The organism is Bifidobacterium sp. LH_558 (assembly GCF_056356295.1).
Window position 1 is genome coordinate 80,085 of record NZ_JBKETZ010000006.1, and the last position, 16,790, is coordinate 96,874.

Annotated in this window: 28 protein-coding genes; all 28 read left to right on the forward strand. The window is 62.0% G+C overall.

Features of this window, described 5'->3' with window-relative positions; translation table 11 throughout:
* The first annotated feature begins 247 nt into the window (after positions 1-247).
* On the forward strand, positions 248-2,977 hold the full coding sequence (adhE, locus tag AC1AV0_RS08745) for a bifunctional acetaldehyde-CoA/alcohol dehydrogenase (RefSeq protein ID WP_476573127.1): 2,730 nt from the start codon (positions 248-250) through the stop codon (positions 2,975-2,977).
* 504 nt (positions 2,978-3,481) lie between these two features.
* Complete coding sequence (gene rpsJ / locus AC1AV0_RS08750; RefSeq protein ID WP_003827292.1) at positions 3,482-3,790, forward strand: 30S ribosomal protein S10; 309 nt, start codon at positions 3,482-3,484, stop codon at positions 3,788-3,790.
* 17 nt (positions 3,791-3,807) lie between these two features.
* Complete coding sequence (gene rplC / locus AC1AV0_RS08755) at positions 3,808-4,458, forward strand: 50S ribosomal protein L3 (RefSeq protein WP_072724839.1); 651 nt, start codon at positions 3,808-3,810, stop codon at positions 4,456-4,458.
* A gap of 6 nt (positions 4,459-4,464) precedes the next feature.
* A complete protein-coding gene (gene rplD / locus AC1AV0_RS08760) occupies positions 4,465-5,121 on the forward strand; it encodes a 50S ribosomal protein L4 (protein WP_476573129.1) in 657 nt (218 codons plus the stop codon).
* A 5-nt stretch (positions 5,122-5,126) separates the two neighbouring features.
* Positions 5,127-5,423: a 50S ribosomal protein L23 gene (gene rplW / locus AC1AV0_RS08765; RefSeq protein ID WP_476573131.1), complete on the forward strand. Its 297-nt coding sequence runs from the start codon at positions 5,127-5,129 to the stop codon at positions 5,421-5,423.
* A 35-nt stretch (positions 5,424-5,458) separates the two neighbouring features.
* A complete protein-coding gene (gene rplB, locus AC1AV0_RS08770) occupies positions 5,459-6,289 on the forward strand; it encodes a 50S ribosomal protein L2 (protein WP_476573133.1) in 831 nt (276 codons plus the stop codon).
* 15 nt (positions 6,290-6,304) lie between these two features.
* Positions 6,305-6,583, forward strand: coding sequence for a 30S ribosomal protein S19 (gene rpsS, locus AC1AV0_RS08775; protein ID WP_072724847.1), 279 nt, complete (start codon positions 6,305-6,307; stop codon positions 6,581-6,583).
* Positions 6,584-6,598: 15 nt separating this feature from the next.
* Positions 6,599-6,958 (forward strand): 50S ribosomal protein L22, encoded by a 360-nt coding sequence (rplV, locus tag AC1AV0_RS08780; RefSeq protein ID WP_476573135.1) that lies wholly within the window; start codon positions 6,599-6,601, stop codon positions 6,956-6,958.
* 2 nt (positions 6,959-6,960) lie between these two features.
* Positions 6,961-7,767, forward strand: a complete 807-nt coding sequence (gene rpsC, locus AC1AV0_RS08785) for a 30S ribosomal protein S3 (RefSeq protein WP_476573138.1) — start codon at positions 6,961-6,963, stop codon at positions 7,765-7,767.
* A gap of 6 nt (positions 7,768-7,773) precedes the next feature.
* Positions 7,774-8,193: a 50S ribosomal protein L16 gene (rplP, locus tag AC1AV0_RS08790; protein WP_072724853.1), complete on the forward strand. Its 420-nt coding sequence runs from the start codon at positions 7,774-7,776 to the stop codon at positions 8,191-8,193.
* Positions 8,193-8,444 carry a 50S ribosomal protein L29 gene (gene rpmC, locus AC1AV0_RS08795; RefSeq protein ID WP_072724855.1) on the forward strand — a complete coding sequence of 84 codons (252 nt, stop codon included), beginning with the start codon at positions 8,193-8,195 and terminating at the stop codon, positions 8,442-8,444. The genes rplP and rpmC overlap by 1 nt, the downstream gene beginning before the upstream one ends.
* A gap of 2 nt (positions 8,445-8,446) precedes the next feature.
* On the forward strand, positions 8,447-8,707 hold the full coding sequence (gene rpsQ, locus AC1AV0_RS08800) for a 30S ribosomal protein S17 (protein WP_072724857.1): 261 nt from the start codon (positions 8,447-8,449) through the stop codon (positions 8,705-8,707).
* 101 nt (positions 8,708-8,808) lie between these two features.
* Positions 8,809-9,177: a 50S ribosomal protein L14 gene (gene rplN, locus AC1AV0_RS08805; RefSeq protein WP_072724859.1), complete on the forward strand. Its 369-nt coding sequence runs from the start codon at positions 8,809-8,811 to the stop codon at positions 9,175-9,177.
* Between the two features lies 1 nt (position 9,178).
* Positions 9,179-9,514: a 50S ribosomal protein L24 gene (gene rplX, locus AC1AV0_RS08810; protein WP_476573142.1), complete on the forward strand. Its 336-nt coding sequence runs from the start codon at positions 9,179-9,181 to the stop codon at positions 9,512-9,514.
* Positions 9,511-10,086 (forward strand): 50S ribosomal protein L5, encoded by a 576-nt coding sequence (gene rplE, locus AC1AV0_RS08815; protein ID WP_476573144.1) that lies wholly within the window; start codon positions 9,511-9,513, stop codon positions 10,084-10,086. The genes rplX and rplE overlap by 4 nt, the downstream gene beginning before the upstream one ends.
* Position 10,087: 1 nt before the next feature.
* Positions 10,088-10,273: a type Z 30S ribosomal protein S14 gene (locus tag AC1AV0_RS08820; protein ID WP_072724865.1), complete on the forward strand. Its 186-nt coding sequence runs from the start codon at positions 10,088-10,090 to the stop codon at positions 10,271-10,273.
* An 85-nt stretch (positions 10,274-10,358) separates the two neighbouring features.
* Entirely contained in the window at positions 10,359-10,757 is a 399-nt protein-coding gene (gene rpsH, locus AC1AV0_RS08825; protein WP_072724867.1) for a 30S ribosomal protein S8, read from the forward strand.
* 17 nt (positions 10,758-10,774) lie between these two features.
* Positions 10,775-11,314, forward strand: coding sequence for a 50S ribosomal protein L6 (rplF, locus tag AC1AV0_RS08830; protein ID WP_476573146.1), 540 nt, complete (start codon positions 10,775-10,777; stop codon positions 11,312-11,314).
* A 1-nt stretch (position 11,315) separates the two neighbouring features.
* Positions 11,316-11,687: a 50S ribosomal protein L18 gene (gene rplR / locus AC1AV0_RS08835; protein WP_072724871.1), complete on the forward strand. Its 372-nt coding sequence runs from the start codon at positions 11,316-11,318 to the stop codon at positions 11,685-11,687.
* The gene (rpsE, locus tag AC1AV0_RS08840; protein ID WP_476573149.1) at positions 11,684-12,418 is read left to right on the forward strand and encodes a 30S ribosomal protein S5; all 735 of its coding nucleotides are present in this window, start codon (positions 11,684-11,686) and stop codon (positions 12,416-12,418) included. Before rplR ends, rpsE begins: the two co-directional genes overlap by 4 nt.
* A gap of 2 nt (positions 12,419-12,420) precedes the next feature.
* Positions 12,421-12,603: a 50S ribosomal protein L30 gene (rpmD, locus tag AC1AV0_RS08845; protein ID WP_072724875.1), complete on the forward strand. Its 183-nt coding sequence runs from the start codon at positions 12,421-12,423 to the stop codon at positions 12,601-12,603.
* A 2-nt stretch (positions 12,604-12,605) separates the two neighbouring features.
* On the forward strand, positions 12,606-13,055 hold the full coding sequence (gene rplO / locus AC1AV0_RS08850) for a 50S ribosomal protein L15 (protein WP_476573151.1): 450 nt from the start codon (positions 12,606-12,608) through the stop codon (positions 13,053-13,055).
* Between the two features lie 202 nt (positions 13,056-13,257).
* Positions 13,258-14,592 (forward strand): preprotein translocase subunit SecY, encoded by a 1,335-nt coding sequence (secY, locus tag AC1AV0_RS08855; RefSeq protein WP_476573153.1) that lies wholly within the window; start codon positions 13,258-13,260, stop codon positions 14,590-14,592.
* Positions 14,593-14,677: 85 nt separating this feature from the next.
* Positions 14,678-15,250 (forward strand): adenylate kinase, encoded by a 573-nt coding sequence (locus AC1AV0_RS08860; RefSeq protein WP_476573155.1) that lies wholly within the window; start codon positions 14,678-14,680, stop codon positions 15,248-15,250.
* Positions 15,251-15,388: 138 nt separating this feature from the next.
* Positions 15,389-15,607 carry a translation initiation factor IF-1 gene (gene infA / locus AC1AV0_RS08865; RefSeq protein ID WP_003808114.1) on the forward strand — a complete coding sequence of 73 codons (219 nt, stop codon included), beginning with the start codon at positions 15,389-15,391 and terminating at the stop codon, positions 15,605-15,607.
* A 21-nt stretch (positions 15,608-15,628) separates the two neighbouring features.
* On the forward strand, positions 15,629-15,742 hold the full coding sequence (gene rpmJ, locus AC1AV0_RS08870; RefSeq protein ID WP_003842636.1) for a 50S ribosomal protein L36: 114 nt from the start codon (positions 15,629-15,631) through the stop codon (positions 15,740-15,742).
* Positions 15,743-15,875: 133 nt separating this feature from the next.
* On the forward strand, positions 15,876-16,253 hold the full coding sequence (gene rpsM, locus AC1AV0_RS08875; RefSeq protein ID WP_014484255.1) for a 30S ribosomal protein S13: 378 nt from the start codon (positions 15,876-15,878) through the stop codon (positions 16,251-16,253).
* A gap of 86 nt (positions 16,254-16,339) precedes the next feature.
* Positions 16,340-16,738 carry a 30S ribosomal protein S11 gene (rpsK, locus tag AC1AV0_RS08880; protein ID WP_476573157.1) on the forward strand — a complete coding sequence of 133 codons (399 nt, stop codon included), beginning with the start codon at positions 16,340-16,342 and terminating at the stop codon, positions 16,736-16,738.
* Positions 16,739-16,790 lie beyond the last annotated feature (52 nt).

Here is a 16,790-nt window from a genome sequence, read left to right on the forward strand (position 1 = left end):
TTTGTCCGAAGTGATGTTCGTTTTCGCACATTGAAGTCAACAAAATCGCTCATTTGTTTGAAAAATACTGAATAAAAGGCAAATACGGACAAAAATAGAACGTCAAACTCACAGAAGAAAACACGAAGTGTGCAACACGGCAAATATGCATAATGGGTTGTTCTCCGGTAATCTGTGACTTGGGTCACAGATAGGTTCTGCGACAACAACCACCCTTTGCGACATCCTAGATCGAGGAGGACCGAAAGTGGCAGAAGCAAAGAAGAACATCGAGGCTACCAAGCCGAGCCCCGAAGAGAAGCAGGCCGCGGCTGAGGCCGAGGTCGATGCTCTGGTCAAGAAGGGCCTGAAGGCCCTTGAGGAATTCGAGAAGCTGAATCAGGAGCAGGTCGACCGTATCGTCGCCAAGGCTTCGATCGCCGCTTTGAACAAGCACCTCGTGCTGGCGAAGATGGCCGTCGACGAGACCGGTCGTGGTCTCGTGGAAGACAAGGCCACCAAGAACATCTTCGCGTGCGAGCACGTCACCAACTACCTGGCCGGACAGAAGACCGTCGGCATCATCCGTGAAGACGACGTCATGGGCATCGACGAGGTCGCTGAGCCCGTGGGCGTGGTCGCCGGCGTCACCCCGGTCACCAACCCGACCTCCACCGCGATCTTCAAGTCGCTGATCGCGCTCAAGACCCGTTGCCCGATCGTGTTCGGCTTCCACCCCGGCGCGCAGAAGTGCTCCGTCGAAGCCGCCCGTATCGTGCGCGACGCCGCCATCGAGGCCGGCGCCCCGGAGAACTGCATCCAGTGGATCGAGCACCCCTCCATCGAAGCCACCGGCGCTTTGATGAAGAACCCCGGCATCGCCACGATTCTGGCCACCGGTGGTCCCGGCATGGTCACGGCCGCGTACTCCTCCGGCAAGCCCGCCCTCGGCGTGGGCGCCGGCAACGCCCCGGCCTATGTGGACGCCGACGTCGACATCGTGCGCGCCGCGAATGACCTCGTGCTCTCCAAGCACTTCGACTACGGCATGATCTGCGCCACCGAGCAGGCCATCATCGCCGACAAGAGCGTGTACACGCAGCTGATCACCGAAATGAAGCGTCGCAAGGCCTACTTCGTCACCAATGAGGAGAAGGCCAAGCTGGAGCAGTTCATGTTCGGCTGCACCGCCGGCAGCGGCATGAAGCCGGTGCTGAACTCCAAGGTTCCGGGCAAGTCCCCGCAGTGGATCGCCAAGCAGGCCGGCTTCACGATCCCCGAGGACGCGACCATCCTGTGCGCCGAGTGCAAGGAGGTTTCCGACGACGAGCCGCTGACCCACGAGAAGCTCGCCCCCGTGCAGGCCGTGCTGAAGTCCTCCTCCAAGGACCAGGCCTTCGACATGGCCGAGGCCATGCTCAAGCTGGGCGCCGGCCACACCGCCGCCATCCACACGAACAACGAGGATCTGGTGCGTGAGTACGGCCAGCGCATGCACGCCTGCCGCATCATCTGGAACCAGCCGAGCTCCCTCGGCGGCATCGGCGACATCTACAACGCCATCGCTCCGTCGCTCACCCTGGGCTGCGGCTCCTACGGCGGCAACTCCGTGTCCGGCAACGTGCAGGCCGTGAACCTCATCAACATCAAGCGCATCGCCCGGAGGAACAACAACATGCAGTGGTTCAAGATTCCGTCGAAGACGTACTTCGAGCCGAACTCCATCAAGTACCTGCGCGACATGTTCGGCATCGAAAAGGTCGTCATCGTGTGCGACAAGGTGATGGAGCAGCTCGGCATCGTCGACAAGGTCATCGACCAGCTGCGTGCCCGCGCCAACCGCGTCACCTTCCGCATCATCGACTACGTCGAGCCGGAGCCTTCGGTCGAGACCGTCGAAAAGGGCGCCGAGATGATGCGCGAGGAGTTCGAGCCCGACACGATCATCGCGGTCGGCGGCGGCTCCCCGATGGATGCGGCAAAGATCATGTGGCTGCTCTACGAGCACCCGGAAATCGCCTTCTCCGACGTGCGTGAGAAGTTCTTCGACATCCGTAAGCGCGCCTTCAAGATCCCGCCGCTGGGCAAGAAGGCCAAGCTCGTGTGCATCCCGACCTCGTCGGGCACCGGCTCCGAGGTGACCCCGTTCGCCGTGATCACCGACCATAAGACCGGCTACAAGTACCCGATCACCGATTACGCGCTGACCCCGTCCGTCGCCATCGTCGATCCGGTGCTGGCCCGCACCCAGCCGCGCCGTCTCGCCTCCGACGCCGGCTTCGACGCCCTGACCCACTCGATGGAAGCCTACGTGTCCGTGTATGCGAACGACTTCACCGACGGCATGGCGCTGCACGCGGCCAAGCTTATCTGGGACAACCTGGCCGAGTCCGTCAACGGTGAGCCCGGTCTGGCCAAGACCGAGGCCCAGGAGAAGATGCACAACGCCGCCACCATGGCCGGCATGGCCTTCGGCTCCGCGTTCCTCGGCATGTGCCACGGCATGAGCCACACCATCGGCGCGCTGTGCCACATCGCCCACGGCCGCACCAACTCCATCCTCCTGCCGTACGTGATCCGCTACAACGGATCCGTTCCGGAGGAGCCCACCTCCTGGCCGAAGTACAACAAGTACATCGCCCCGGAGCGCTACCAGGACATCGCCCGCAACCTCGGCATCGACACCGGCAAGACCCCGGCCGACGCCGTCGAGAACCTGGCGAAGGCCGTCGAGGACTACCGCGACAACAAGCTCGGCATGAACAAGAGCTTCCAGGATTGCGGTGTGGACGAGGACTACTTCTGGAGCGTGCTCGACCAGATCGGCATGCGCGCCTACGAGGACCAGTGCGCCCCCGCCAACCCGCGCGTCCCGATGATCAACGATATGAAGGACATCGCCATCGCCGCCTACTACGGCGTCAGCCAGGCCGAAGGCCACAAGCTGCGCGTCGAGCGCGAAGGCGAAGCCGCCACGGAGGAAGCCTCCGAGCGTTGATAGCGCCTAGGCGTTGAAGTGATTAAGGGCCCGGCTCCTGTTAGGGAGCCGGGTTCTTTTTGTATGTGTATATAGGTATATGGGGCGGGATGTAAATACAGAGTCTTGCGTCCATTTAGATATGGTCGCCTTTGTCATGGGTTGGGTTTTGTTATAAGGATGGCTCCGGCGGGTGAAAAGCCCACTGGGCTTTTCACTGGTCCGCCTCGCGCGGTCTGCTTATGCATTTCTTCGAAATGCGGCAGACCGCGTGCGACGACACGCCCGGATTCAATTAGACCGTACCTGATGCTTTAATTGAGAAGTTGCCTGTTTTGGGCTCGCATATTGGAATCAAAAAAGCGAGCGCGGACCAAGAATGACCACCAGTGGTTCTTGGAGGCCGCGCACTGATGACGGATGACCGCCAGTGGACGTATGTCCAAGGGAGGCCATGCGCGCCGGTGCCCTAAAAGAAGCAGGATTGGTAAACAGTACACGAATCGCTAGAAAGGGCGGACGGCAATGGCGGGACAGAAAATCCGCATCAGGCTTAAGTCCTATGACCACGAGGTCATCGACCAATCGGCGAAGAAGATCGTCGAAACGGTGACGAACGCGGGCGCAACTGTTGTTGGCCCCGTTCCGCTGCCGACCGAGAAGAACGTTTTCTGTGTTATCCGTTCTCCTCACAAGTACAAGGATTCTCGCGAGCATTTCGAGATGCGCACGCACAAGCGTCTCATCGACATCGTGGACCCGACCCCCAAGGCCGTGGATTCCCTGATGCACATTGATCTGCCCGCGGACGTCAACATCGAGATCAAGCTGTAAGGGGAGGAGGAACCGCTATGTCGCAACGAGCAGATCGTAAGGCCCTGCTGGGCAAGAAGCTCGGCATGTCCCAGGTGTGGGATGAGAACGGCTTCTTCGTTCCCGTCACCCTGATCGACGTGTCCACCAACGTGGTCACCGCCATCAAGACCGATGAGACCGACGGTTACACCGCGGTGCAGATCGGCTATGGCGCGATCGACCCGACCAAGGTGACCAAGCCGCTGGCTGGCCACTTCGCCAAGGCTGGCGTCACCCCGCGCCGTCACCTCGTTGAGGTGCGCGAGGACAACGCCACCGAGTATGAGGTGGGTCAGGAGCTGACCGCCGAAGTGTTCGACGAGGGCACCGAGGTCGATATCACCGGCACCACCAAGGGCAAGGGCTTCGCCGGCACCATCAAGCGCTGGGGCTTCAAGTCCTACCGCCGTACCCACGGTTCGCACAAGAACGAACGTCGTCCCGGCTCCGTTGGCGCCTGCGCCACCCCGGGTCGCATTCTCAAGGGCAAGAAGATGGCCGGCCGCATGGGCCACGTCACTTCCACCGTGCAGAACCTCACCATCGTTTCCGCGGATGTTGAGAACGGTGTTATCGCTGTCAAGGGCGCCGTTCCCGGCCCCAAGGGCGGTATCGTTCTCGTCCGTTCGGCAGTGAAGGGAGCCTGATAAATCATGGCAAACGTTACTCTGAACGTCACTGACGCCAAGGGCAAGGCCGCCGGCACCGTTGAGGCTCCGGCCGAGCTGTTCGGCATCTCCGCCGAGGACATCCAGTCCCACGTGCCGCTGGTGCACCAGGTTGTCGTGGCCCAGCTGGCCGCGGCCCGTCAGGGCACCCACTCCACCAAGACCCGCGCCAATGTTTCCGGCGGCGGCAAGAAGCCGTGGAAGCAGAAGGGCACCGGTCGCGCCCGTCAGGGTTCGACCCGCGCTCCGCAGTGGTACCACGGTGGCGTCGTGTTCGGTCCGCACCCGCGCAAGTACGACCAGCGCACCCCGAAGAAGATGAAGGCCGCGGCCCTGCGCTACGTCCTCTCTGATCGCGCCAACGCCGGTCGCATCGCCGTCGTGGACTTCGGCATCACCGAGCCGTCCACCAAGGCCGCCGTCGCCGCGCTGACCCCGATCACCGAGAACAAGTTCACCACGGTGGTCTTCACTCGTGACAACATCAACGAGTGGCTGTCCGTGCGCAACATCCCGACCGTTCACCCGATTTTCGTTGATCAGCTCAATACGTACGACGTGGTCACCGCGCAGTACGTGGTCTTCACGAAGGAAGCCCTCGAGGCTTTCGTCGCCGCCAAGACCGAGCCGAAGGAGGCCTGATTTAGATGGTCGCTATTCACAAGCCCGCACACGACGTGATTCTTAAGCCCGTCGTCTCCGAGAAGAGCTACGCCGCTTCCGACCAGGGTCAGTACACCTTCGTGGTGGCCCCGGACGCGAACAAGGTGCAGATCAAGCAGGCAATCGAAGAGATCTTCAAGGTCAAGGTGACGAAGGTCAACACCCTCAACCGCGCCGGCAAGCGTCAGCGCACCCGCACCGGTTTCGGCCAGCGTGCTTCCCAGAAGCGCGCGATCGTGACCGTCGCCGAGGGCCAGACCATCGACATCTTTGGTAACTGAAGGCTAGCCGAGAAAGTCAAAGGAAGAACTACATTATGGCTATCCGCGTTTATAAGCCGACGACTGCAGGCCGCCGCAACGCGTCCGTCTCGGATTTCTCCGAGATCACGCGCTCCACGCCTGAGAAGTCGCTGGTTCGCAAGCTGTCCAAGACCGGCGGTCGTAACTCCTATGGCCGTATGACCTCCCGCCATCGCGGCGGCGGTCACAAGCGCCAGTACCGTCTCATCGACTTCAAGCGTTGGGACAAGGACGGCGTGCCCGCCAAGGTTGCCGAGATCGAGTACGATCCGAACCGCTCCGCCCGTATCGCCCTCCTGCACTATGCCGATGGCGAGAAGCGCTACATCATCGCGCCGAAGGGCATCAAGCAGGGCGACGTCATCGAGACCGGCGCCCAGGCCGACATCAAGCCGGGCAACAACCTGCCGCTGCGCAACATCCCGACCGGTACCGTCGTGCACGCGATCGAGCTCCGCCCGCTGGGTGGCGCCAAGATCGCCCGCTCCGCCGGCACCTCGGTGCAGCTCGTCGCCAAGGACGGAAACCTCGCCCAGCTGCGTATGCCGTCCGGCGAAATCCGCAACGTCGACGCGCGCTGCCGCGCCACCGTCGGCGAGGTCGGTAACGAAGAGCACGCCAACGTGCAGCTCGGCAAGGCCGGTCGCGCCCGTTGGATGGGCAAGCGCCCGATCACCCGTGGTGAGTCCATGAACCCGGTCGACCACCCGCACGGCGGTCGTACCCGCGGCGGCAAGCCGCCGGTCTCCCCGTGGGGCAAGGGCGAAGTCCGTACTCGTCGTCCGAAGAAGGCTTCGAACAAGATGATTGTTCGTCGTCGTCCGAATGGCAAGAACCGCAAGTAAGGGAGTATCGAGAAGATGACTCGTAGCATCAAGAAGGGCCCCTTCGTCGACGCCCACTTGCAGAAGAAAGTCGACGATCAGAACGAGAAGGGCACGCACAACGTCATCAAGACGTGGTCGCGCCGTTCGATGATCACCCCGGACTTCATCGGACACACCTTCGCTGTTCATGACGGCCGCAAGCATGTTCCGGTGTTCGTCACCGAATCCATGGTTGGCCACAAGCTCGGTGAGTTCGCCCCCACGAAGACCTTCAAGGGTCACGTGAAGGACGACAAGAAGTCCCGCCGCTAAAGGAGAGAATGACACATGGAAGCTAAAGCAATTGCTCGTCACGTCCGCGTGACGCCGCGCAAGGCTCGCCGCATGGTCGACCTCATCCGAGGCAAGCAGGCGACCGAAGCCGTTACCATCCTCAAGTTCGCCCCCCAGTCCGCGGCCCTGCCGGTCCGCAAGGTTCTGGAGAGCGCCATCGCCAACGCCCGCGTCAAGGCCGATAAGGCCGGCGAGCCGTTCCGCGAGAACGATCTGGTCATCAAGGAGACCTACGTCGATGAGGGCGTGACCATGAAGCGCTTCCGCGCTCGCGCCCAGGGCCGTGCCGCTCGTATCAACAAGCGCACCTCCCACATCACGGTCGTCGTCGCTAACAAGGAAGGAGCCCGCTAAAGATGGGTCAGAAGATCAATCCGTTTGGCTACCGTCTGGGCATCACCGGAAACCACCGTTCCAAGTGGTTCTCTGATTCCAACAAGGCCGGCGAGCGTTACCGCGACTTCGTCCTTGAAGACGATCAGATCCGCAAGGAGATGAGCAAGGACCTCGAGCGTGCGGGCGTGTCCCGTATCATCATCGAGCGCACCCGTGATCGTGTCCGCGTCGACATCCACACCGCCCGTCCGGGCATTGTGATCGGCCGTCGTGGCGCCGAAGCCGAGCGCGTTCGCGCGAAGCTGGAGAAGATCACCGGCAAGCAGGTCCAGCTCAACATCTTCGAGGTGAAGAACGCCGCCCTCGACGCCCAGCTCGTCGCCCAGGGCATCGCCGAGCAGCTCGCCAACCGCGTGACCTTCCGTCGCGCGATGCGCAAGGCTCAGCAGGATGCCATGCACGCCGGCGCCAAGGGTATCCGTATCAAGCTCTCCGGCCGTCTCGGCGGCGCGGAAATGAGCCGTTCCGAGTTCTACCGCGAAGGCCGCGTCCCGCTGCAGACCCTCCGCGCCCTGATCGACTATGGCTTCTTCGAGGCCAAGACCACCTACGGCCGCATCGGCGTGAAGGTGTGGATCTACAAGGGCGACATGACTGAGTCTGAGTTCGAGGAGCAGCAGTCCCAGCAGAACAACCGTCCCGGCCGTCGCGGCGATCGCCGTCCGCGCCGTGGCAACCGTCCCGCCGCCCAGCAGCAGGCCAACGCCGAGGCTCCCAAGGCCGAAGCCGCCGCCGAAGCTCCCCAGGCAGCAGAAACGAAGGAGTGAGCAAGAATGCTTATCCCAAAGAGGACTAAGTACCGCAAGCAGCATCGCCCCACCCGTTTTGGCATGTCCAAGGGTGGCAACGAGATCAATTTCGGTGATTTCGGTATCCAGGCGCTCGCCCCGGCTTACGTGACGAACCGCCAGATCGAGGCCGCTCGTATCGCCATGACCCGCTACATCAAGCGTGGTGGCCGCGTGTGGATCACGGTCTTCCCGGATCGTCCGTTGACCAAGAAGCCGCTTGGCACCCGAATGGGTTCCGGTAAGGGTACGCCCGAATTCTGGATCGCCAACGTCCGTCCCGGTCGCGTTATGTTCGAGATCGGCGGCGTGTCCGAGGAAGTCGCTCGCGAGGCCCTGCGCCGCGCCATCGACAAGCTCCCCATGAAGTGCCGTGTTATTGCGCGTGAAGGTGGTGACATCTGATGGCAGTCGGAACCGCTGAATACTCCATCAAGAATCTCAACGAGAAGACCAACGAGGAGATCGAGGGCTTCCTGAAGAAGTCCAAGGAAGAGCTGTTCAACCTGCGCTTCCAGCATGCGACCGGTCAGCTCGAGAACACCGCTCGTCTCAAGGCCGTCAAGCACGATATCGCCCGCATGTACACCGTGCTGCGCGAACGCGAGCTTGGCATCAGCCAGGAGCCGGCCGCAACGGAAACTAAGGAGAAGTGATCATGGCGCAAGAGCGTAACTTCCGCAAGGTTCGTCGCGGCTACGTCGTGTCCGACGCTATGGACAAGACGATCGCTGTCGAGCTCGAAAAGCGTTCGACCCACCCGCTGTACGGCAAGGTCGTCCGCACCACCAAGAAGGTCAAGGTCCATGATGAACACAACGAGGCGAAAATTGGCGACCTCGTGAGTATTATGGAGACTCGGCCTCTGAGCAAGACCAAGCGCTGGCGTCTCGAAAGCATTATCGAGCGCGCTAAGTAACACAAGTTCGGCAAGGCTCCGCGCACACCGGGAACGGTGAATCCCTTACGGGAGAACCGTTCCCGGTGTGCGGGGAGAACCAGCTCGGCTAAGGAGAATCAATGATTCAGCAGGAAACGCGGCTTCATGTCGCCGACAACACGGGTGCCAAGGAAATCCTGGCCATCCGAGTGCTCGGCGGATCGAAGCGACGCTATGCCGGCATCGGCGACATCATCGTCGCCTCCGTCAAGGACGCCATTCCTGGCGGGTCGGTCAAGAAGGGCGACGTGGTCAAGGCCGTCGTCGTCCGTACCGTTAAGGAGCACCGTCGTGCAGACGGCTCCTACATCAAGTTCGACGAGAACGCCGCCGTCATTCTCGGCTCCGGCCGTGAACCGAAGGGCACTCGTATCTTCGGACCGGTTGGTCGTGAACTGCGCGATAAGCGCTTCATGAAGATCGTGTCCCTCGCCCCGGAGGTGATCTGACATGGTAGCCAAGATCAAGAGCGGCGACCTGGTGAAGGTCATCCGCGGTAAGGACCGCGGCAAGGAAGGCACCGTGACCCGTGTGCTCTCCAACGACCGACTGATCGTCGAAGGTGTGCAGATCGTCAAGAAGCACGTGCGCGCCACCCAGCAGGGCCAGCAGTCCGGCATCGTCTCCACCGAGGCGCCGATCCATCGCTCCAATGTGATGCTCATCGACCCGGAGACCAAGCAGCCGACCCGCGTGGGCGTGAACGTGAAGGAAGAGGCGCGTGACGGCAAGGTCAAGACCGTGCGCGTGCGCGTCGCCAAGAAGTCCGGAAAGGAGCTGGCATGACCGATACCACCGCTATCGAAGCGCCGGCAACTCCGCGCTTGAAGGTGCAGTACCAGGAAGAGATCGCCCCCGCGCTCATCAAGGAGTTCAACCACTCCAACCCGATGCAGGTGGCTCGTGTCGAGAAGGTCGTCGTCTCCATGGGCGTCGGCGCCGCGGCTCGTGACTCCAAGCTCATCGAGGGCGCTGTCAAGGACCTCACCCTGATCACCGGCCAGAAGCCGAAGATCACCAAGGCCAAGAAGTCCGTCGCGCAGTTCCACCTGCGTGAAGGCCAGGCCATCGGCGCGTACGTCACCCTGCGTGGCGAGCGCATGTGGGAGTTCCTCGATCGTCTGCTGACCCTCGCGCTGCCCCGCATCCGCGATTTCCGCGGCATCAACGGCCACCAGTTCGATGGCCAGGGCAACTACAACTTTGGTCTCACCGAGCAGTCCATGTTCCACGAGATCGATCCCGATTCGATCGATCACCAGCGCGGTATGGACATCACCGTGGTGACCTCCACCAAGGACGACAAGGAAGCTTACTCGCTGCTGAAGCACCTTGGCTTCCCCTTCAAGGAGAACTGATATGGCAAAAACCGCTCTGAAGAACAAGGCGGCCGCTAAGCCGAAGTTCGCTGTGCGCGCCTACACGCGCTGCCAGGTCTGCGGTCGTCCCCACTCCGTCTACCGCAAGTTCGGCCTGTGCCGCATCTGCCTTCGCGAGAAGGCCCACCGCGGCGAGCTGCCCGGAGTTACGAAGTCCAGTTGGTAAACATCGACGCTGAAGGTCCGTGGCCCGGCTCTCATCTGAGGGCGGGGCGGCGGAAACCACGGCGAGAAAGGGCGTGAAGCCCACAATGACAATGACAGATCCGATTGCAGACATGCTTACGCGTCTGCGTAACGCGAGCGCGGCAAAGCACGAGACCGTGGATATGCCGTACTCCAAGTTCAAGGCGAACATCGCTGAGATCCTCAAGCGCGAAGGCTTCATCAAGGACTTCGCCGCTAAGGAAGCGAAGGTCGGCCAGACTCTTGAGGTCACCCTCAAGTACGGTCCGAACGGCGAGCGTTCCATCCAGGGCATCAAGCGCATCTCGAAGCCGGGCCTCCGCCGTTACGCGAAGTCCGACTCCCTGCCGATGCCGCTCGGTGGCCTCGGTATCGCCATCATCTCGACTTCCTCGGGATTGCTGACTCAGAAGGAATGCCTCGACCGGGGCATTGGCGGCGAAATCGTCGCCTACGTGTGGTGAGAAAGGAGAGCTAGATCATGGCATCGCATATTGGTAAGCTCCCCGTCGCCATCCCGGCCGGCGTGGAAGTCAAGATCGACGGTCAGAACTTCGAGGCCAAGGGCCCGAAGGGTACCGCCACCTACGAGATTCCCGAAGGCGTCACCGCCTCCGTCGAAGGCACCGACATCGTGCTGACCCCCGTTGATGACCTGCGTCCCACCCGTGCCAAGCACGGTCTGGCCCGCTCCATCATGGCCGGCATGGTCAAGGGTGTGCACGAAGGCTACGCCAAGACCCTCGATATCGTCGGCACCGGTTACCGCGCCGTCGTCAAGGGCAAGGGCATCGAGTTCTTCCTCGGCTACTCCCACACCATCACGGTGAATCCGCCGGAAGGCATCGAGTTCGAAGTGCCGAACCCCAACCAGGTGATCGTCAAGGGCACCGACAAGCAGGCCGTTGGCCAGGTGGCTGCGAACATCCGCAAGCTGCGCGCTCCCGAACCCTACAAGGGCAAGGGCGTCAAGTACGCCGACGAGCGTATCCTGCGCAAGGCTGGAAAGGCTGGTAAGTGATATGAGCGTCACGATTTTCGGAAAAGGCAAGAAGGTTGCGCGTCTGCGCCGCCACGCCCGCATCAGGAAGCACATCACCGGCACCCCGGAGCGTCCGCGCCTGGTGGTCACCCGCTCCAACCGTCATATGGTCGCCCAGGTCGTCGACGACACCAAGGGCATCACTCTGGTGAGCGCCTCCACTCTGACCGCCGACTTCCAGGGCTTCGAAGGCACCAAGGTTGAGGCCGCCAAGAAGGTTGGCGAGCTCATCGCTGACAAGGCCAAGGCCGCCGGCATCACCGAGGTCGTGTTCGACCGCGGTGGCAACAAGTACACCGGTCGCGTCGCAGCTGTCGCTGAAGGCGCCCGCGAGGGAGGTCTGGCACTGTGAGCGACATCGAAACCCAGAAGGAAACCCAAGTGGCTGAAGAAACTCAGAACACTGCGGCTCCCGAGGCCAACAACGCGGACCGCAAGTCCCGTCGTGGCCAGCGTGGTGAGGGCCGTCGCGGCGAGCGTCGCAACCGTCGCGAGGAGAACCGCGGCGACGAGCTGCTCGATCGCGTGGTGACCATCAACCGTGTGTCCAAGACCCACAAGGGCGGTCGTACCTTCAGCTTCGCCGCTCTCGTGGTGGTGGGCGACGGCAACGGCACCGTGGGCGTCGGCTACGGCAAGTCCCGTGAGGTCCCGGCGGCTATCGCCAAGGGCCAGCTGGACGCCAAGAAGCACATGTTCAACGTGCCGCGCATCCGTGGCACCGTCACCCACCCGGTGATCGGTCATGACGCCGCTGGCACCGTCCTGCTGCGTCCGGCCGCCCCCGGTACCGGCGTTATCGCCGGCGGCCCGGTTCGCGCCGTCATGGAGTGCGCCGGCATCACCGACGTGCTGACCAAGTCCATGGGCTCGGCCACCGCAGTGAACATGGTCCGTGCGACCGTCGCCGCCCTCAAGCAGCTCGAAGAGCCCGAGGAGATCGCCGCCCGTCGTGGCCTCTCCCTTGAGGAAGTCGCCCCCGACGCCCTGCTGCGCGCCCGCGCCACCGGCATCGCCGAGGCCCGCAAGGCTCGCGAAGAGGCTCAGGCCAAGGCCGCCCAGGCTGAAAAGGATGGTGAGTGAGCATGGCTAACCTGAAGATTACGCTGCATCACGGTCTCGTGAACCGCACGCCCAAGCAGCGCGCCACTGCGCACACGCTGGGCCTGCGCAAGATCGGTCAGACCGTGGTCCGCCCGGACACCCCGGCCAACCGTGGCCTGGTGAACGTGGTTCGCCATCTGGTTACCGTCGAGGAGGTTGACTGATTATGGCAGATAACGAAATCCTGCAGATGCACGACCTCAGGCCCGCCCCGGGCGCCAAGAAGTCCCGTACCCGCGTGGGTCGAGGCGAAGGCTCCAAGGGTAAGACCTCCGGTCGCGGCTTCAAGGGCCAGACGAAGCGCACCCACGTGCGTGCCGGCTTTGAAGGCGGCCAGCTGCCGCTGTACATGCGCCTGCCGAAGCTTCGTGGCTTCAAGAGCCCCTTCAAGACCGAATACCAGGTCGTCAACATCTCCCGTCTGGCCGAGCTGTACCCGGCCGGCGGCGAGGTGACCGCTGAGGATCTGGCGGCCAAGGGCGCCGTGCGCGGCGGCCAGCCGGTCAAGGTCCTGGGCGACGGCGAGACCACCGTGGCCTTCACCCTCAAGGGTGTTAAGGTCTCGGCTTCCGCCAAGTCCAAGATCGAAGCCGCCGGCGGCTCCATCGAAGACTGAGGTCTTTGACGGAACACGCTGAAAAGGCATGAATATGAGAAGACCCTCTTCCGCCTTGGCGCGGACGGGGGTCATCTCATATGCGGCTTGCATATGACAGAACTTGCCCAGTCTGTTTTCAGGTAGATACTCTAGGTTACACTCGTGCGTTAGAGTTTGATTTTTCATGGCATGCTCAGGCATGCGATAGGGAGGAACCCAGGTGAGGACGCTAATCCAGGCCCTGAAAACCAAGGAGTTGAGGAAGAAGATCCTCTTCGTCCTGTTCATCATCATCATCTACCGCATCGGCTCCTTCATCCCGACGCCGGGTGTGGATTATGGTGTGGTGCAGGAATGCATAGGGGACATGAGCTCGACCTCCGAGAACTTCATCGGACTGGTGAACCTGATCTCCGGCGGCGCCATGCTCCAGCTGTCCATCTTCGCGCTGGGCGTGATGCCCTACATCACCGCCTCCATCGTGGTGCAGCTGCTGCGCGTGGTCATCCCGCGCTTCGAGGCGCTGCATAAGGAGGGCCAGTCGGGCGAGGCCAAACTCACCCAGTACACCCGATACCTCACCATCGGCCTGGCCGTGCTGCAGTCCACCACCATTCTGGTGACCGCCCGCTCCGGCGCGCTGTTCAACTACCAGTGCTCGCAGGTCATCCCCGACGGCTCCGTGTGGAACCTCGTCGTGATGGTGCTCATCATGACCGGCGGCACCGGCCTGATCATGTGGATGGCCGAGCTCGTGACCGAGAAGGGCATCGGACAGGGCATGTCCGTGCTTATCTTCATGTCCATCTGCTCCGGCTTCCTGCCGCAGCTGTGGGAGATCGGCTGGGGCACCGACGGCACCGACGGCGACTGGACCAAGTTCGCCATCGTCGTGGCCGTGCTGCTCGTCATCCTCATCTTCGTCGACTACGTGGAACTGTGCCAACGCCGCATCCCGGTGCAGTACACCCGTCGTATGATCGGCCGCAAGATGTACGGCGGCTCCTCCACCTACCTGCCCCTGAAGGTGAACATGTCCGGCGTTATCCCGCCGATCTTCGCCTCCTCCATTCTTGCGATCCCGACCCTGATCGCGCAGTTCGACTCCGACGCCGACTGGGCCGAGTGGATCAACAACAACCTCGCCGACACCACCTCCGTGTGGTACATCGCGCTCTACGCGCTGATGATCGTGTTCTTCTGCTTCTTCTACACCTCGATCACGTTCAACCCGGACGAGACCGCGGACAACATGAAGCAGTACGGCGGCTTCATCCCCGGCATCCGCGCCGGCAACGCCACCAGCCGCTACCTGAGCTACGTGATGAACCGACTCAACACCGTCGGCGCCATCTACCTGCTCTTCGTGGCGCTGATCCCCACCGTGCTCATCATGGCGCTGGGCCTCAACACCCAGCTGCCGTTCGGCGGCACCACCATCCTGATCATCGCGGGCGTCGGCCTCGACACCCTGCGCCAGGCCAAGGCCCAGACCGAACAGTTCCAGTACACGGGCTTCCTGTTCGAAAACACGGACAAGGTGGAAGGTAAGTAGCCTTTCATGGCGGTGCCGCTTTCTTCAAACAAGAAAGCGGCACCGTCGTTCATACACAACACAATCCACAATCAAAGGAACCAATATGCGTCTGCTGATCATGGGCCCGCAGGGTGTGGGCAAAGGCACCCAGGCCGCCAAGCTCGCCGAGCATTACGGCATCCCCGCCATCTCCACCGGCGACATCTTCCGCTACAACATCAAGAACAAGACCGAGCTGGGTCTTGAGGCCATGAGCTACACCGACAAGGGCGAGCTGGTGCCGGACGAGCTGACCAACAAGATCGTCAAGGACCGCTTGGCCATGGACGACGCCAAGAACGGCTGGATCCTCGACGGCTACCCGCGCAACGCCTCCCAGGTTGAGGCTCTGGACGCCATGCTGGCCGACCTCGACACGCCGCTTGACGCCGTGGTCGCGCTTGACGCCGACATGGACGTGCTGATGGAGCGCATGGCCAAGCGCGCCGCCGAGCAGGGCCGCACCGACGACACCCCCGAGGTGATCGCCAAGCGTCTGGAGACCTACGCGCAGGAGACCGCTCCGCTGCTGGACACCTATGGTGAGCGCGGCCTGCTGGTCGCCATCGACGGTGTGGGCGAGATCGACGCCATCCAGGCCAACATCGTGGCCGCTCTGGATGCGAAGGTCGCCTGACCTTTACCATCGCCACCCCAAAAGACTAGAAAACGACACGCTACGGCGTGTCGTTTCTCTATTTCGGCTAGTCTTGCAATTTGGTGTGTCTTCGGATGCGCCGTAGTAATCATCCAAAGGGACAGGAACTGCAGACACATGGCAAAAGACGGTGTGATTGAAGTCGAAGGACAGGTGGTGGAAGCGCTGCCGAACGCGATGTTCCGCGTTGAACTCGAGAACAAGCACATCGTGCTCGCCACGATCTCCGGCAAAATGCGCAAGAACTATATCCGCATCCTGCCGCAGGATCGTGTCGTGCTTGAGATGAGCCCGTACGACCTGAACCGCGGACGTATTACGTACCGCTACAAGTAAAGGTACAAGTAAAGGAAAACCATGAAGGTCAGCCCTAGTGTGAAGAGGATCTGCGAGAACTGCCGCGTGATCCGTCGTCACGGCCGCGTCATGGTGATCTGCATCAACCCGCGCCACAAGCAGCGTCAGGGCTGAGAGCAGATTCCAGCGGCATAAGAGAATAAGGCACTGAATCACAGTCCTTCGGGACTGAACCCCGGGTACGCAGGCCCGGGCCGGGAATCCGGACGATTTGGTGCAAGACCTGCGGAGTACAGAAGGAATCGCAATGGCACGTCTTGCCGGAGTCGACATCCCCAATGAGAAGCGCATCGAGATCGCCCTCACCTACATTTTCGGTGTGGGTCGCACTCGTGCCAAGGAAACGCTTGCCGCGACCGGTATCAATCCGGATATCCGCGTCAAGGATCTTACCGATGAGCAGCTGATCACGCTGCGTGACTACCTCGAGGCCAACTACAAGATCGAGGGCGATCTGCGTCGTGAGATCGACGCGGACATCCGTCGTAAGATTCAGATCAACTGCTACCAAGGCCAGCGTCACCGTAAGGGACTTCCCGTGCGCGGTCAGCGCACCAAGACCAACGCCCGCACCCGCAAGGGCCCGAAGCGTACGGTCGCCGGAAAGAAGAAGGCCACCAAGTAGTCGGTGGCACGCTCCAGGCCACGGGATGAGCTCATTCCATCGCCTGGACATCATCAAATAAGTTCGTTACTAGGAAACGAGGGTCAATGGCAGCTCCCAAGCAGGCCGCGCGCAAGCCTCGTCGCCGGGACCGCAAGTCGGTGCCGGTCGGGCAGGCGCATATCAAGTCCACTTTCAACAACACGATCATCTCGATCACCGATCCGTCCGGCGCTGTGGTGTCCTGGGCGTCCGGTGGCGACGTCGGATTCAAGGGCTCCCGTAAGTCCACTCCGTTCGCCGCTGGCATGGCCGCCGAGTCCGCCGCCCGCAAGGCGATGGAGCACGGCGTCAAGAAGGTCGACGTGTTCGTCAAGGGCCCGGGTTCCGGTCGTGAAACCGCCATCCGCTCCCTGCAGTCCGCGGGCCTCGAGGTCGGTTCCATCACCGACGTGACCCCGCAAGCACACAACGGCGTTCGTCCTCCGAAGCGCCGCCGCGTCTGAGCACTCAGAAAATCAATCCATCCAACCCGCTTTGACCGGTGAGTGCACCGCC